This is a genomic window from Nodosilinea sp. P-1105 (assembly GCF_012911975.1).
Classification (GTDB): Bacteria; Cyanobacteriota; Cyanobacteriia; order Phormidesmidales; family Phormidesmidaceae; genus Nodosilinea.
This window is the reverse complement of sequence record NZ_SMDQ01000003.1, coordinates 89117-103151: the sequence shown is the minus strand read 5'-3', so window position 1 is coordinate 103151 and position 14035 is coordinate 89117. Positions and strand designations below refer to the sequence as shown.

At 52.7% G+C, this 14035-nt stretch carries 14 protein-coding genes; 8 read left to right on the top strand and 6 right to left on the bottom strand.

Annotated elements, in window-relative coordinates:
* Positions 1–93: 93 nt before the first annotated feature.
* The 4 genes from E1H13_RS02415 (at position 94) to E1H13_RS02400 (ending at position 3567) form a co-directional block, all read left to right on the top strand.
* Complete coding sequence (locus E1H13_RS02415; RefSeq protein ID WP_169611788.1) at positions 94–1059, top strand: 30S ribosomal protein S1; 966 nt, start codon at positions 94–96, stop codon at positions 1057–1059.
* A gap of 121 nt (positions 1060–1180) precedes the next feature.
* The gene (locus tag E1H13_RS02410; protein ID WP_169611787.1) at positions 1181–1942 is read left to right on the top strand and encodes an HAD-IA family hydrolase; all 762 of its coding nucleotides are present in this window, start codon (positions 1181–1183) and stop codon (positions 1940–1942) included.
* Between the two features lie 56 nt (positions 1943–1998).
* Positions 1999–2634, top strand: coding sequence for a DUF1802 family protein (locus tag E1H13_RS02405; RefSeq protein WP_169611786.1), 636 nt, complete (start codon positions 1999–2001; stop codon positions 2632–2634).
* 369 nt (positions 2635–3003) lie between these two features.
* The gene (locus E1H13_RS02400) at positions 3004–3567 is read left to right on the top strand and encodes an FHA domain-containing protein (RefSeq protein ID WP_169611785.1); all 564 of its coding nucleotides are present in this window, start codon (positions 3004–3006) and stop codon (positions 3565–3567) included.
* Between the two features lie 2 nt (positions 3568–3569).
* On the opposite strand, the gene dprA is transcribed toward E1H13_RS02400, so the two are convergent.
* The 5 genes from dprA to E1H13_RS02375 form a co-directional block, all read right to left on the bottom strand.
* Positions 3570–4697, bottom strand: coding sequence for a DNA-processing protein DprA (dprA, locus tag E1H13_RS02395; RefSeq protein WP_169611784.1), 1128 nt, complete (start codon positions 4695–4697; stop codon positions 3570–3572).
* A gap of 101 nt (positions 4698–4798) precedes the next feature.
* Positions 4799–5092, bottom strand: coding sequence for a hypothetical protein (locus E1H13_RS02390; RefSeq protein ID WP_169611783.1), 294 nt, complete (start codon positions 5090–5092; stop codon positions 4799–4801).
* Positions 5093–5122: 30 nt separating this feature from the next.
* A complete protein-coding gene (locus tag E1H13_RS02385; RefSeq protein ID WP_169611782.1) occupies positions 5123–6658 on the bottom strand; it encodes a bifunctional aminoglycoside phosphotransferase/ATP-binding protein in 1536 nt (511 codons plus the stop codon).
* 214 nt (positions 6659–6872) lie between these two features.
* Complete coding sequence (locus E1H13_RS02380; RefSeq protein WP_169611781.1) at positions 6873–7499, bottom strand: 50S ribosomal protein L25/general stress protein Ctc; 627 nt, start codon at positions 7497–7499, stop codon at positions 6873–6875.
* A gap of 64 nt (positions 7500–7563) precedes the next feature.
* Positions 7564–8898: an adenylosuccinate synthase gene (locus tag E1H13_RS02375; protein ID WP_169611780.1), complete on the bottom strand. Its 1335-nt coding sequence runs from the start codon at positions 8896–8898 to the stop codon at positions 7564–7566.
* Between the two features lie 233 nt (positions 8899–9131).
* Here E1H13_RS02375 and E1H13_RS02370 point away from each other — a divergent pair, with 233 nt between their 5' ends.
* The 4 genes from E1H13_RS02370 (at position 9132) to E1H13_RS28260 (ending at position 12379) form a co-directional block, all read left to right on the top strand.
* On the top strand, positions 9132–10199 hold the full coding sequence (locus E1H13_RS02370) for an adenosine deaminase (protein WP_169611779.1): 1068 nt from the start codon (positions 9132–9134) through the stop codon (positions 10197–10199).
* Positions 10200–10322: 123 nt separating this feature from the next.
* Entirely contained in the window at positions 10323–11813 is a 1491-nt protein-coding gene (glgA, locus tag E1H13_RS02365; protein ID WP_169611778.1) for a glycogen synthase GlgA, read from the top strand.
* A 16-nt stretch (positions 11814–11829) separates the two neighbouring features.
* A complete protein-coding gene (locus tag E1H13_RS02360; RefSeq protein ID WP_206069913.1) occupies positions 11830–12210 on the top strand; it encodes a pyridoxamine 5'-phosphate oxidase family protein in 381 nt (126 codons plus the stop codon).
* A gap of 37 nt (positions 12211–12247) precedes the next feature.
* Entirely contained in the window at positions 12248–12379 is a 132-nt protein-coding gene (locus tag E1H13_RS28260; RefSeq protein WP_256378480.1) for a hypothetical protein, read from the top strand.
* Between the two features lie 91 nt (positions 12380–12470).
* Here E1H13_RS28260 and E1H13_RS02355 read toward each other — a convergent pair whose 3' ends face one another.
* Positions 12471–13685 carry a glycosyltransferase gene (locus E1H13_RS02355; protein WP_169611777.1) on the bottom strand — a complete coding sequence of 405 codons (1215 nt, stop codon included), beginning with the start codon at positions 13683–13685 and terminating at the stop codon, positions 12471–12473.
* Positions 13686–14035: the final 350 nt, after the last annotated feature.

The window sequence follows — 14035 nt, the reverse complement described above, 5'->3', positions numbered from 1 at the left end:
CTGGCGTGGGCTTCTAACTAACTGAGTTGATTGTTTTGTACGTCTGCACAGAAACCGCAGTATTTACGGAGAAAATCATAGGAAAACACTAGCATGCTCAATCAGGACGTAAAAGACTTTGACATCGGGTTTACACACGAAGATTTTGCCGCACTGCTGGATCAGTACGACTATCACTTCAACCCCGGAGATACTGTAACCGGAACCGTGTTTAGTCTTGAGCCCAGAGGCGCCCTGATTGATATCGGTGCAAAAACCGCTGCCTACCTCCCCATTCAGGAAATGTCTATCAATCGGGTAGATCATCCTGAAGAGGTACTGCGATCTAACGAGAGCCGTGAATTCTTTATTCTGACTGACGAGAATGAAGATGGCCAGTTGACCCTCTCCATTCGTCGGATTGAGTACATGCGCGCTTGGGAGCGGGTACGGCAGCTGCAACAAGAAGATGCCACCGTTCGCTCTGGCGTATTTGCCACCAACCGAGGTGGGGCCTTGGTGCGCATTGAAGGGTTACGGGGCTTTATTCCTGGCTCTCATATTAGTACTCGCAAGCCCAAGGAAGATCTTGTGGGTGAGGATTTGCCATTGAAGTTTTTGGAAGTCGACGAAGAGCGTAACCGCTTAGTCCTCAGCCATCGTCGGGCTCTGGTTGAGCGCAAGATGAATGGTTTGCAGGTGGGTGAAGTGGTTCTAGGGGCTGTACGGGGTCTTAAGCCTTACGGTGCCTTCATTGATATCGGTGGTGTTAGCGGTCTTCTGCACATTTCCGAAATCTCCCACGATCACATCAATACTCCCCATGATGTCTTTAACGTCAATGATGAAATCAAAGTGATGATCATTGACTTGGATGCGGAGCGGGGTCGCATTTCCTTGTCTACCAAGCAACTTGAACCCGAGCCTGGGGATATGGTGAAAAATCCTGACCTGGTTTACGACAAGGCCGAGGAAATGGCTGCCAAATACCGGGAGCAACTGCGTAAACAAGCGGCTGAAAAGGCGGCTGAACTGAACGGTGAGGTCTATGAGGAAGAGGTTGCCCTGGTGGCTGACTAGAGTTCCGGAGTTGAGTCTTTGAGACCCTTAGAGGGCTGCTGAGGCCGCTACCGAGGGGGGCATCAAGTAGTTTAGCGAGAAAAGGTCTTTGGACGTTTTCTCGCTTATTTTTTGGATGATCATGACTCAAGTACGCTGCCAGCAGCAGCTCATCGCTCCTGTAGCTGCCATCATTTTCGATAAAGACGGCACTCTGGCTGACTCTCGGGAGTTCTTGCGACAACTGGCGATCGCCCGAGCGGAAACGATTACCCAGTCAGTGGTCGGTAATCTACCCCTAGGGCCTAGCGCTCTCATCGAAATGTTGTTGGCTAGGGTTGGGGTCACCGCCGACGGGTTAGCCCCAGATGGGCTGATGGCGGTTGGCACCCGGCAGGCTAATGTTGATGCGGCTATAGCGGTGTTAACTCAGGCCGGATATCCGGTGGATCAGGCCTTTGAGCTGGTGAATCAAGCATTTTTTCAAGTGGATCAACAATCCCAGGGCAAAGCAGCCTATACACCTCCCTATGAAGGAACTAAGGAGCTGTTGCAGCGACTTAAGCACAGTGCTATTCAAGTGGGCGTGCTGTCGTCGGATAGTAGTGCCTATGTCAAGGAATTTTTAGATCACTATGGCCTAACCCCCTGGGTGGACCAATGGCAGGGAACCGATGCTGGCGATTTGCCGAAACCAGACCCTACACTGTTTTATGGTCTATGCGATCGCCTCCAAGTCAACCCCAGCCATACCATCATTGTGGGTGATAGCTGGGTGGATCGCAGCCTGGCAGTCCATGGGGGAGCAACATTCCTGTCTGTTTCGGAGCCATGGGGGCGATCGCCAGTCCCCGGCGCACATCTAGTGCTTCACACCTGGGATGATCTACAGGTTGATCAGTAACACGCTTTAGAGAGCTAAGGTTAGGCTGAAAGAGATGGAACCAGGAGGGTGAAGCCATGGTAGATTGGGCCTTCAAGGAATGGTCAGTGGCCGTAACCGCGTTGCTCAACGGTGACACGGTACTGCTCATCCGTAAGGGCGGCATTCGAGAACATCAGGGCCAATTTTCCCTCACGGCTCAGCAGATGTTGTTGCTACCCACCCTAGAACACCAAACCGCCGAGTTGTTAAAGCCGCAGTTTACAGCTCAACTACCCTGCTATCCAGCCTCCCCTGCTAGGGCAACAGTCAGCTTTGAGGGCTGGGCCACCGTCACCCATGCCTTTTTACTGGGGCCAGGTGCCGATCTATCCCCCCTCTTGCCTTACCTAATTTGGAATCAGCGGTTTTTGCAAGAACGCCTAGATTGGCAACCCGATCGCCCTACCTATGCCATGGTATTGCGGGCCTATCGGTTGCCCCACCCCCTGGTACTGCCCTGGCAAAAAAGCTACGGGGGCTGTCGGTCCTGGGTTAACCTGGGGCAGTCGGTGGCGGTAGAAACCACCCAGCCAGCGCTCTCAGATAGGGGCTATGGGCAGCGCGTTGACGCTGTTTTGGCGGCATTACCCGAATCGGCAACAGCCCTACCACTCAAGATCTTGACCGTGGATAGTCAAGCCAGCTATGGCACGGAAGTGTTCACAGGCTAGAAATCCTCTCTAAACCCGAATAATACCTAGGAGGCGGATAAAGCTTTTGTAAATAGCCCAAACCTGAGGATTGTCTAATGATCGGAAACCCGCTTTAATGGCGTCAGCCCAGGTGGGTTGCTTAGCTTAAACAAGCATCTTTGCCGACTCAGCTAGATTTATCCAACCTGTCTGTCAGGAAATCGTCACGCTCAGTTCTAACTAATCCAGTTCTAACTAATCCATAGGAGTTCCTCCAGAATTGGCAAAATTCTGGAACTAAGATCAAGGGTACTATCTACCAGATCGATCACACCCGATCAGCTCATGATCGTCATGGGCTAGGTTCAGCTTCTAGAGATTGTCGTTAGCGATGGAATCGATGCGTTTATGGTCTCCTCACAGTCTTCCCAGCCCCAGTTTAAGACGTCGTCCTTAGATCAGCCTTCCCGCTCACCGCTGTCTGGCCCACCCAAGGACGCTCCTTGGCTGTTAGACACATTGTTTCATAATTTTGAATACGACTTAGAGCAGGTGGCAGAGGCGATAGATCCGATCTTGACCGCTCAAAACCACTGCTGCAATTCCCCTTGGTATTTACAAGGGGTTGTTGTACAGGAACGAGCCTTTTTGAGTACTAACATTAATCACCACCAGACCATTCAGTTAACCCTTTGCGATACCCGGTGGCTGTTGGGCTACAGCACCCAATGTACCGTTGCAGTTCCCCACCAAGAGGTGGCCCTATGCCATGCCGCCATGAGTTTCGATTCAGGCCTAGGCTTCGGTATTACCGACTTGGACAGTCCATCTGGCACGTGGGTTAACCATTGCCGTTTGGCACCGATGCAGCCCTACTCTCTGAAAGATGGAGACCTAATTCAACTTGGTTCCATGCAGATTGAATTCTTACAAGAGACCTGTACTGATGTTGCCTATCCGTCCCATGGTTAGGGCTAGGGCGATCGCTGATAGCGCATGCCTGGTAGTTGAATCACCGCCCCCATCAGTTCTAACTGAACTAAGGTACTCAGTACTTCGGCGGTGGGCTGTCCGAGTTGGGTTACCAGTTGGTCGAGGGTAACGGGGTCATGGCCAATAGCATCGAATACCGCTGCCATGGCTGGCGCCAATAGGGGAATCTGAGGTGCAGACTCTGGCCGACTTTCAACTTTGGCGGCGGCGCTGTCTAACTGGGGCAGATAAGCCATCTCAGTGACCAGGGTCTTTTCATCCAAGATCATTTGGGCTCCCTGGCTGATCAACTCTAGGCAACCTCTACTACAGGGGTTATCTAGGGAGCCTGGTAAAGCAAACACATCTCGGCCATAGTCATTGGCCAGGCGAGCAGTGATTAATGCCCCAGAGCGGATTGGGGCTTCGGTCACCACCACCGCCCGGCTGAGGCCAGCAATAATCCGGTTGCGGCGGGGAAAATGTACTCGGTCTGGAGGTGTGCCGTTGGGGTGTTCACTCAGGAGCAAGCCAACGTTGGCAATCCGTTCCTGCAGAGCACGGTTTGCCCAGGGATACACGATATCGACCCCCGTGCCCAAAACAGCGATAGTTAATCCATGGCTCTCTAGGGCTTGGTAGTGAGCATGGCGATCAATCCCATTTGCTAGCCCTGACACCACAATCACCCCATGTATCGCTAGCTGCTGTGTTAACCGACGGGTCCAGCGTTGGCCATAGTCGGAGGGGCTACGGGTTCCCACTATGCCTACCGATGGCTGAGTGTTTAAGGCCTCAGCCAGTTCTGGACGACCACGGTAAAACAGCAGGGGCGGTGGATCAGTAATTTCAAACAGCAGTGCCGGGTACTGGGGATCGGCCGGGGTCCAAAAGTTGGGCTGTTGCTGCTCAAAGGTGGCCAAGGTTTGCTTAGGGCAGACGGATTGCCGGTATTGCACCAGGCTCGACCCTAACCCCAGACCAATGCCTTCAACGGCAAGCAGATCGGCGCCATCTGCCTGCCAGGCTGCTTCTAAACTGCCAAAGTGGCTATGCAGCCGCTTTAGTAAGACTGGCCCTAGACCTTTGGCCTGGGCCCACGTTAGCCAATATGCCCGCTCTGTACTCACCGGTCACCGGGATAGATGTTGCCAGCCAGTCACGTCAATCAAGACAGGCATGATTGACGTGTTGCCTGACTGTAGTATGCCCATCCCGGGTTTAGGACTGACTACCGGCGAGGCCGAGAGTATCGCTGACCCTGATTACGGCCAATCGATTGCCTAAAGGGTAGCCAATTGGGGGTCTGTCGAATTTGTCGACCAAATCTGCGAATTGGTTCTGGTAGATCCAGATTCCTGGGCTCACCGCCGGGGGTAATCCACCAGGCCCCAATGGTGCCTCCCGCTATTCCGGCGATCGCGCTAAACCCAATACTGGGGATAATGCCATAGTCCAGCAGCAAAAAGACAAATAGAAAGCCTAGCCAAATTTTTAACGCTCGCGGGATAATTTTATCGGCCATCGTGTTCTCCTCGCCTTGTCAACCTGGCTGCTATGCCCCAACTATAGCCGCTATTTGAGGTGCTAGGTCGTCGGTCGTATCGATGGTCTGTACCAGGGGTTGTTCGGTTGTGGTAAATGGTTCCATGTGTTGCTGTTGCAATACCGCTACCGTAGCGTCGGCAATATCCCCAGAGCGAGCGGCCAGGCGAGCTTCTAGCACGGCAGGGGGGGCGGTACAGTGCAGCAGGGTAATCGGTAAGTTAGCTGCTTGAGCGGCAGCGATAGCTGTTTGCCGAAAAGCTGCCCGATCATATTTAGCATCTAAAATTACTGTAAACCCAGCCTTAGCCAGGGTCAGCCCTAGGGCTAGCAGGCGATCGTACGTGGCCTGACTCATGGCTGGGGTGTACAGGCTGGAATCGCCCCGCTGATCTAGGGAAATGCCCGCCAGATGCTTGCGCACCGCATCGGATCTCAGGTGAATACCATCGAGCTGTCGGGCGACAGCTCGGGCTGTGGTGGATTTGCCAGCCCCAGACAGGCCTGCCATCAACATCAGTCGTCCTGACTTGGGTTGGACGGCGGCCCAGGCTAGGCGATAGTAGCCCGCTGCGGTAGCCTCGGCTTGGCGCTTGGTGTCAGTGTCTATGGCAGAATCCGCCAGTAAAAATGACGTCACTTTGGCTCGCACATAGGCTTGGCGGCTAATATAAAGTGGCAACAACTGGAGCCCCAGCCAATCACCGGTGCGCTCCACATAATGATTCAAAAAAGTATTAGCGAAGGGGGCGCAATCTTTAGCCAACAGGTCCATGACCACAAAGCCCACGTCGTACATCACATCCACGTAGCGAAAGGGCTCGTTAAACTCGATGCAGTCAAATAAGTAGAGTTGGTTCTGCCAATAGCAGATGTTGTTCAGGTGTAGATCACCATGGCCAGCGCGAATCCAATTTTGCTCGACCCGCTGGTGAAATAACTCTGATTGGGTGGCAAAAAAGTGATCGGTGTAGGCCTTGGTTTCGTCAAACTGACTCTGGGTTTGGGGGCCGCCAATGAACCCAGTGGTTTGCTCGTAGTTTTCGTCAAAGGCCTGCCGAATCTGACTAACCTGGCCATAGCTGCGAATATGATCATTGGTCTCGGCCGCCAGGTGAAACGCCGCCACTGTTGTCGCCAATTCCTGCATCAGGGTGTCACTCAGTTCGCCGCGATCGTACAGGGCACTCAACAGGGTGTCCTGGGGAAACTGCACCATCTTGACGGCGTACTCGACTGGGTTGTCTCCCTCCAGGCTGTAAGTGTCACCAGTTTGACTAATGGTCACCACCTCCACATACAAGGGAGCTGCTCCCCGCTGGTTCAGGCGTAACTCTTCCTGGCAAAAGTGGTGCCGCTTTTCTAGGGTGGAATAGTCTAAAAAGCCAAAGTTAACTGGCTTTTTCACTTTGTAGGCATAGTCCCCGGTCAGCAGCACATAGGACACATGGGTCTGAATTAGCTGAATCGGCTCGGTTACGGGGTGGGGGTAAAACCCCGGCTGGCACATCCGTTGAATCAGCAGCGGCAGGGTGAAGTCAGTCATAGGGGATAGACACTAGCTCTAGCTAAGACGAACGAAACAAAAGGCGGTCGCTGGTATGGCCCCATCTTCTGGCCAGGCGTTAAGGCACTCATACAGCAAGACAGTAAAGGGGCCAGGATTACCCTCCTTAGCCCCCCCATGGACTGATGCTAAAACTTAATCTGAGGGGCGCTTAAAACACCCTAGACCAGCCTATAAACGACGTGATAACGGCCTATGCCTCAGTGGTTTCAACCACAGGTAGGGCGACCTCGACGCTTTCTGTCTCGGCTGTTGGTTCTGCCTTGCGGGCTTGCAGCACAGTGGCGATCGCCTGTTCTGGCTCACCCACGACCTCGGCTCCATCCGGCAGCTGCAGATCGGCTAGGGTCAATGACCCCCCCAGGGCCAGGCCAGACACATCCACATCGATGCTCTCAGGAATGTCGATCGCCTTACACCTAACGGTGACTTCGTTAATTTCTGTATTCAGCACACCCCCTTCGTCGCTGACGCCCACCGGCTCACCCACAAAGTTAAGCACCACACCAACTTCCACCTCATCCTGGGCTTTGACCGCAAAGAAGCTGAGGTGGTAGACCAGATTCTTCCACGGATGAGACTGCACCTCCCGCAGCAGCGCCTTGCCGGTCCAAGACTGGTCTGGAATCTTTAAAGCAATCATGGTGTTATTCACTGCTGCCTTGCGCAACAGCAGGTCAGCGGCCTTCTGATCTACCGTCAGAGACATCGATTCGGTGCCATTGTGGCCGTAGAGCACCGCAGGCATCAGTCCCTGACGGCGCAGCGCATTAGCCTTAGCTTTTGGATCCCGTGCTTTACACTCAATTGTCAGTTCCATGGCAAAATCTCCCCCGTAAAAAATTAATAAACCGTGTAATCGTAACCCCTTTAGCCCAGCTGATCTAAGCGACCTGGGACTCACCGCTGCTGTATAGCAATGCCCGTTTAGGCCCGTGGATCGGATCTTCCACAATGATGGTTTGATCGCGACTGGCCCCTAAGGACACAATGGCGATAGGTACCTCCATCAGTTCCGCCAAAAACTTTAGGTAGTCTAGGGCGGCCTTGGGTAAATCACTCAGGGATCGGCAGTGATCCGTAGGCTGCTTCCACCCCGGCATGGCTTTGTAGATGGGCTTGCAGCGGGCAAAGGCATAGGCACTGCCCGGTAGCTCCTCACAATGGGTGCCGTCTAGCTCGTAGGCGACACAGACGTTAATTTCATCTACATCATCCAGGACATCCAGCTTTGTGATTGCTAAGCAGTCGAGCCCATTGATGCGCACTGCATAGCGGCCAATCACCGCATCAAACCAGCCGCAGCGACGACGACGACCGGTGGTGGTACCAAATTCGGCACCGCGATCGCAGAGTTGCTCCCCAATCCCACAAGTGAGCTCAGTGGGGAAAGGACCTTCCCCTACTCGAGTGGTGTAAGCTTTGGCCACCCCAATCACCCGGTCAATCACGGTAGGGCCAATGCCAGTGCCAATGCAGGCTCCCCCAGCCACTGGATTAGAGGAGGTGACGTAAGGGTATGTACCGTGATCAAGATCCAGCAATGTCCCCTGGGCTCCTTCAAACAGCACGTTTTTGCGCTGACGAATGGCCTGGTACACATGTAGAGAGCTGTCAATCACATAGGGCCGCAACCGCTCGGCATATTGGATATACTCGTCTACCACAGCCGCTGGATTGAGGGGCTCGATGTCGTAAAGCTTTTCCAAAATGCCATTCTTGTACTGAATGGTCCACTCCAACTGCTCCCGCAACTTGACGTAATCCATCAGATCAATGATGCGGATGCCAATGCGCTCTGACTTATCAGCGTAAGTAGGTCCAATCCCCCGCTTAGTGGTGCCGATCTTGTTGGTCCCACGACGCTCCTCTGCCGCCTGATCAATCAGGCGGTGGTAGGGCATGGTCACATGGGCCGCATTGGAAATAAATAGATTTTTGCTAGAAACACCTAGTTCCTCTAGCTTGTCAAGTTCGCCAATCAGCGCCTTGGGATCAATCACGGTGCCGCTACCGATCACACATTCGGTGTCAGGGTAAAGAATGCCCGAGGGAATCAGGTGCAACTTAAAGGTCTGATCTTGAACAACAACCGTGTGACCAGCATTAACACCACCCTGGTAGCGCACCACCACATCTGCTGAACGGCTCAACAGATCGGTAATTTTACCCTTTCCTTCATCGCCCCACTGGGCTCCAATCACTACAACGTTTGCCAAGGGAATTCAGACTCTCAAGTTCACACAAATTCCCATTATCGTGACTTAGATGTACATGTGTCAACCCATGGTTAAGGATTGGCTCCATGGCACTTATCCCAGGATAACCTCACTTTAAATGGGCTTAACCATATACCCAATCTGTGAAATATGCGATAAAACAGTACAAATAGTCTTGTTTATATATCTTCATGTTTCCGTGACTGTGGGGATCTTAAAAGAGGTGTGACATTATGAGCCTATATGCTGAACTTCACCGCCACCTGGGCGGTTCGGTGGTGCCCCGCGTTCTGTGGCGCTACTTCCAGCGCAACCGCCCCGATTTATCCGATCGGTTTGCGGACTATGGAGCCTTTGAGCAGTTTTATACTCAACCCCGCAATACCCTAGCTGAATATTTAGAGCTACATACCCTGGTGGAAAGCGTGCAGACCCAAGAGGCTCTGCCCTACTTTATTTATCGTCTGATTCGCGGAGCCTATATCTTTGAGAATTTAGCCTACCTGGAGTTGCGCTATACCCCTTACCTGCGTACCCCTGACCATTTGCCTCAAAATCAGCGCATTGAGGCCATGGCCAATATTGTAGAAATCGTAGGGCGGGCCAGTCAACAACCCGAGTATCCGATTGTGACCAAGCAGATTCTCTGTATGCACTCCCGCTTACCCCATGCGGTTAACCAAGCGATTGTGGAACTGGCGGCTCAGTACCCGGACTATGTGTGTGCTGTGGATGTGGCCGGGGGAGATGCCCAATATGGCGATCGCATGGCTGAGTTTATTCAGCTTTACCAGCGGGCCCAGACACTGGGGGTGAACACCACTGGCCATCTCTATGAAACCGCAGATGGGTGCCATCCCCAACTGTTGCCTTACCTGATGCGGATTGGCCATGGCATTCAAATTCCTCTGCTGCGGCCAGACCTCTTACCCGAAGTGGCAGCCCGGGGCCAGTGTTTAGAGGTGTGCCCCACCACCTATCTGAAAACGGGTACCCTGGAAGACATTCACCAACTCAAGCTAGTCTTTGATCGCTGCTTTGATGCGGGGGTAGATATCGCCATCTGCACCGATAACGCTGGGCTCCACAATGTTCGCTTGCCGTTTGAATACGAGAACTTGTTGACCCACGATGTGATTGGCTTTGATGGCTTGCAAGCTTGCCAGGAGGCGGCTTTTCGTCATGCGTTTGCCTGGCCCCATCGGCAGCCCCCCAGCATATTGCTGACCGACATGTTGCAACCCACGCCAACATCCCCTGGGGCTGATAGCCCTAACCAGGAAGCGTTGGCCCTGTCATAGTCAGCTGTCTGTAGCCACCCAACTCAGGCTATCTACCCTGACAGATGCGATCGCCTAGCATCTAGGCAGAACGTCCACACCCTCGTAGACTGGAATCTAGGATTTGTGCAATAGCGGGGCGGTATGGAAATTCTTTTTGTGGCAGCGGAAGCAGCGCCCCTGGCCAAGGTGGGGGGCATGGGGGATGTAGTAGGGTCCTTGCCCAAAGTGCTGCGAAAAATGGGGCACGATGTGCGGGTGTTTTTGCCCTACTATGGCTTTCTACCGGACAAAATTGACATTCCAAAGGAGCCGGTGTGGCGGGGCACCGCCATGTTCAATGACTTTGCGGTGTACGAAACCACCCTACCCGAGTCGGATGTGCCGCTGTATTTATTTGGCCACCCCGCCTTTGATCCCCGCCGGGTTTACTTTGGTAATGACGAAGACTGGCGCTTTACCTTTTTCGCCAACGGGGCGGCTGAATTTGCCTGGAACTATTGGAAGCCGCAGATTATCCACTGCCATGACTGGCATACGGGCATGATTCCGGTGTGGATGAACCAATCGCCGGATATTAGCACGGTCTTTACTATCCATAACTTGGCCTACCAGGGGCCCTGGCGCTGGCGACTTGAGCAGATTACCTGGTGTCCGTGGTATATGCAGGGCCACAACACCATGGCGGCGGCGGTACAGTTTGCCGATCGGGTGAATACCGTGTCGCCCACCTATGCCCAGCAAATTCAGACCGCTGACTATGGGGAAAGCCTGGAAGGACTACTGTCATTCATTAGTGGCAAATTGAGCGGTCTCTTAAATGGAATTGACACAGAGTCGTTTAACCCGGCTACGGATAAATATATTGCTAAGCCCTTCACCGCCGATACCCTGGAGCATCGCCGCAAGAATAAGGTGGCGATTCAAGAAGAGTTGGGCCTTGAAGTGAATTCAAAAGCGTTTCTAGTGGGCCTCGTGGGCCGCTTGGTGGAACAGAAGGGGCTTGATCTGATTTTGCAAATTTTGGATCGGTTTCTCTCCTATACCGATGCCCAGTTTGTGCTGTTGGGAACCGGCGATCGCTACTACGAAACCCAGTTGTGGCAAATGGCTGGTCGCTACCGGGGCCGTATGGCCACCTACCTGCTGTACAGCGAAGGGCTAGGTCGGCGGATTTATGCCGGGGCCGATGCCTTTTTAATGCCGTCGCGGTTTGAGCCCTGTGGCATTAGCCAAATGATTGCCATGCGCTATGGTTGCATTCCTGTGGTGCGCCGTACAGGCGGCCTGGTCGATACGGTGCAACACCATGACCCTGAGCACCAGGCTGGCACTGGCTACTGTTTTGACCGCTATGAGCCCCTCGACCTGTTTACCAGTCTGATTCGCGCTTGGGAGGGCTATCACTACAAAGATGCCTGGAGAGCACTACAACAACGGGCCATGGCCCAAGACTTTAGCTGGGACAAGTCAGCGGTGGAATACATCAAACTCTACAGTGACGTGCTCGGCCTTGATTACCAGACTCAGTTACCCCAACCTGACCCAGCTCCCAGTGCTGTTGTACAGGAGCCAAAGTCGACGGATCAGCCGCCATTAGATCCGCCATCCCAACCCTTGCCACAGCTCAAATAGACCAGGACTTAAGCCAATGGGAAAGGTTTACCCAGACATCTCGGCTCCCTTGGGTCAGTGGATGGAACAACAGCCAGTATTTTTTGTCGCTACGGCTCCTTTGGGGGCAGAGGGACATGTGAATTGCTCGCCAAAGGGCGGGGACACCTTCCGGGTGATTGATCCGCTCACGGTGGCTTACCAGGATCTGACCGGTAGCGGTGCGGAGACCCTGGCTCACCTGCGGGAAAATGGTCGCATGGTGGTGATGTTTTGCTCGTTCGAGCACCCTCCTAAGATTGTGCGCTTGCATGGCCAGGGGGAGGTGCTGACGGGTGACCATCCAGACTTTGCCACCCTCATGCCCCTGTTTCCGCCTCACCTGGGCAACCCGATCCATTGTGCGGTTGACAGTTAGTCGGGTCAGCGACTCTTGCGGCTACGGCGTACCCCTAATGACTTTACAGGCGCCCAGACAGACACTGCAAACTTGGGCTGAGAAAAAGGGAGCGAGTGGCCTGATCACCTATCGCCAGCAAAAAAATCGCCTGAGTATTGATGAGCTGCCCGCCTGGGAAGAATCCTAGTACTGCCTGCAGAAGTATGAAAACCGTTGCTGAAGGTGTTAGCTGCTAGGTGACAGTTAACAGGAAGGATTGGCCGACTTGCCGCAGAGAACTAGGGGATAGCTTTGCTCATCGAGTAATGGCGCACGTCTGGGGCCTGTTGTTGAATCTGATCGACCAGTGCCGAAATTTTCTGCGATCGCTCTACCATAGCTAAAGATGGCGGCAGGTCAAAGGTGTCGTAGACCACTTGCAGGCGATGCAGCCAGTCATGTTTGAGTAAGGCATTGATCACATTGTTGCGCCGGATGGCCGCCACCCGCTCTGGCTGAGCGTCTAAGTCAGCGATCGCCGTGGCGATGTCAGGAGCATCAAAGGGCAGGTGAACCACGGCGTCTTCCCAGTCAAAGTATTCTTTAAATACTCCTGTCTCTGGTGGTGTCCCCATCATCACCGTGCCAGCGGCAGCTCCCTCAAAAAAACGACTGGGGATTTCGCTTTTGCCTCCAGTCCTTTCAGGAGCATTAATAAAGGCCCGATTAGCAATGAAATAGCGACTGTGCTTGAGTAGGTTAGCCAAAAGCAGTCGATGCTCTTGATGGTTTTTAACATGAAAGGTGGTTTGCTTAGCGGCATCAGCGACGCCACTGGTTGAGACAGTATCGTAATAATAAAACAAATCGTTTTGCTCGGCCAAGTCTAGCAAGGCCCGATGAGTAATATCGGAGCGACGGCCAATGTTGCAAATATCAATATTGCGAACTTTTTCTGATCTAACAAAAGGACAAAACGTCAGGGCATCGATGCCGATGGGTAGGTAAGTACAGGGTTTGCCCGTCAACTGGGAAACGCTGTTAACACTGTGGTGCAGTCCCACGAAGATGTGGTCAAAGTCTTTGAGCAGCTCCAGCAAATAGGTGCAGTCCTTTAATTCTCGCTCCCAAACTTCGTTGATAAAGCAAGCAGCATAGCGACTGCGATCGCGCCATCCTTCTACTGATTTGAGGGCAAACAGTTCAAAGGGACTATTGAAAGATGGGAAAAATAAATCGTAGTCATTCTGCAGGTGGAAACGACTTTGATTTGGAATGTAATGGCGAGACAAAAAATTACTAAGATTACCTGACTTGTCAATGGCTTTAAAGGCTTTGTATATTTTCCTGCTAGCTTCAATAGCCTGATGATCCTTGATTTGAATCAGACTGGCATGATTATTATTTTGAATAATATCCTCAAATTCGTAGAGGGATGTGAAACCAACCAGGTTGCGGATTTGACGAACTGAAAGCCCTAGGACATAGGACCGATAATCGGTACATAGGGTCATATTTAATTTTCCAACCTTCCAATTTTTCTGACTTTTGATTGTCTAGTTACAGAGTCTCTCTGAAACAAATTAATGGGCTGAATTAATTGAGAGAAATTTAAGAATTATATTACTGGTTCATATAGTACAACTACTCCGCTCACCTCAGGCGATCGCGTCTTTAAAGATATGATGCTTTTTCTATGAAGTGTTTTTTGAGTACTCTGCGGCAGATGTCGGCTAACGGTACCTGACACCTGGTATCCTGTCCTATGTCTGCCAGACAGAACTCGCCTCAAACCTTCCACTCGCTAGGTTAAGGCAGACCTGGTTGCCCCCCAGGGAAGATGGCCGACATCCCATGGTATTCA

Coding starts and splice junctions, on each gene's coding strand:
- E1H13_RS02410 (WP_169611787.1), top strand. CDS start 1,181: ATGACTCAAGTACGCTGCCAGCAGCAGCTCATCGCTCCTGTAGCTGCC.
- E1H13_RS02390 (WP_169611783.1), bottom strand. CDS start 5,092: ATGGCCGATAAAATTATCCCGCGAGCGTTAAAAATTTGGCTAGGCTTT.
- E1H13_RS02405 (WP_169611786.1), top strand. CDS start 1,999: ATGGTAGATTGGGCCTTCAAGGAATGGTCAGTGGCCGTAACCGCGTTG.
- glgA (WP_169611778.1), top strand. CDS start 10,323: ATGGAAATTCTTTTTGTGGCAGCGGAAGCAGCGCCCCTGGCCAAGGTG.
- E1H13_RS02370 (WP_169611779.1), top strand. CDS start 9,132: ATGAGCCTATATGCTGAACTTCACCGCCACCTGGGCGGTTCGGTGGTG.
- E1H13_RS02385 (WP_169611782.1), bottom strand. CDS start 6,658: ATGACTGACTTCACCCTGCCGCTGCTGATTCAACGGATGTGCCAGCCG.
- E1H13_RS02355 (WP_169611777.1), bottom strand. CDS start 13,685: ATGACCCTATGTACCGATTATCGGTCCTATGTCCTAGGGCTTTCAGTT.
- E1H13_RS02400 (WP_169611785.1), top strand. CDS start 3,004: ATGGTCTCCTCACAGTCTTCCCAGCCCCAGTTTAAGACGTCGTCCTTA.
- E1H13_RS28260 (WP_256378480.1), top strand. CDS start 12,248: ATGACTTTACAGGCGCCCAGACAGACACTGCAAACTTGGGCTGAGAAA.
- E1H13_RS02380 (WP_169611781.1), bottom strand. CDS start 7,499: ATGGAACTGACAATTGAGTGTAAAGCACGGGATCCAAAAGCTAAGGCT.
- E1H13_RS02415 (WP_169611788.1), top strand. CDS start 94: ATGCTCAATCAGGACGTAAAAGACTTTGACATCGGGTTTACACACGAA.
- E1H13_RS02360 (WP_206069913.1), top strand. CDS start 11,830: ATGGGAAAGGTTTACCCAGACATCTCGGCTCCCTTGGGTCAGTGGATG.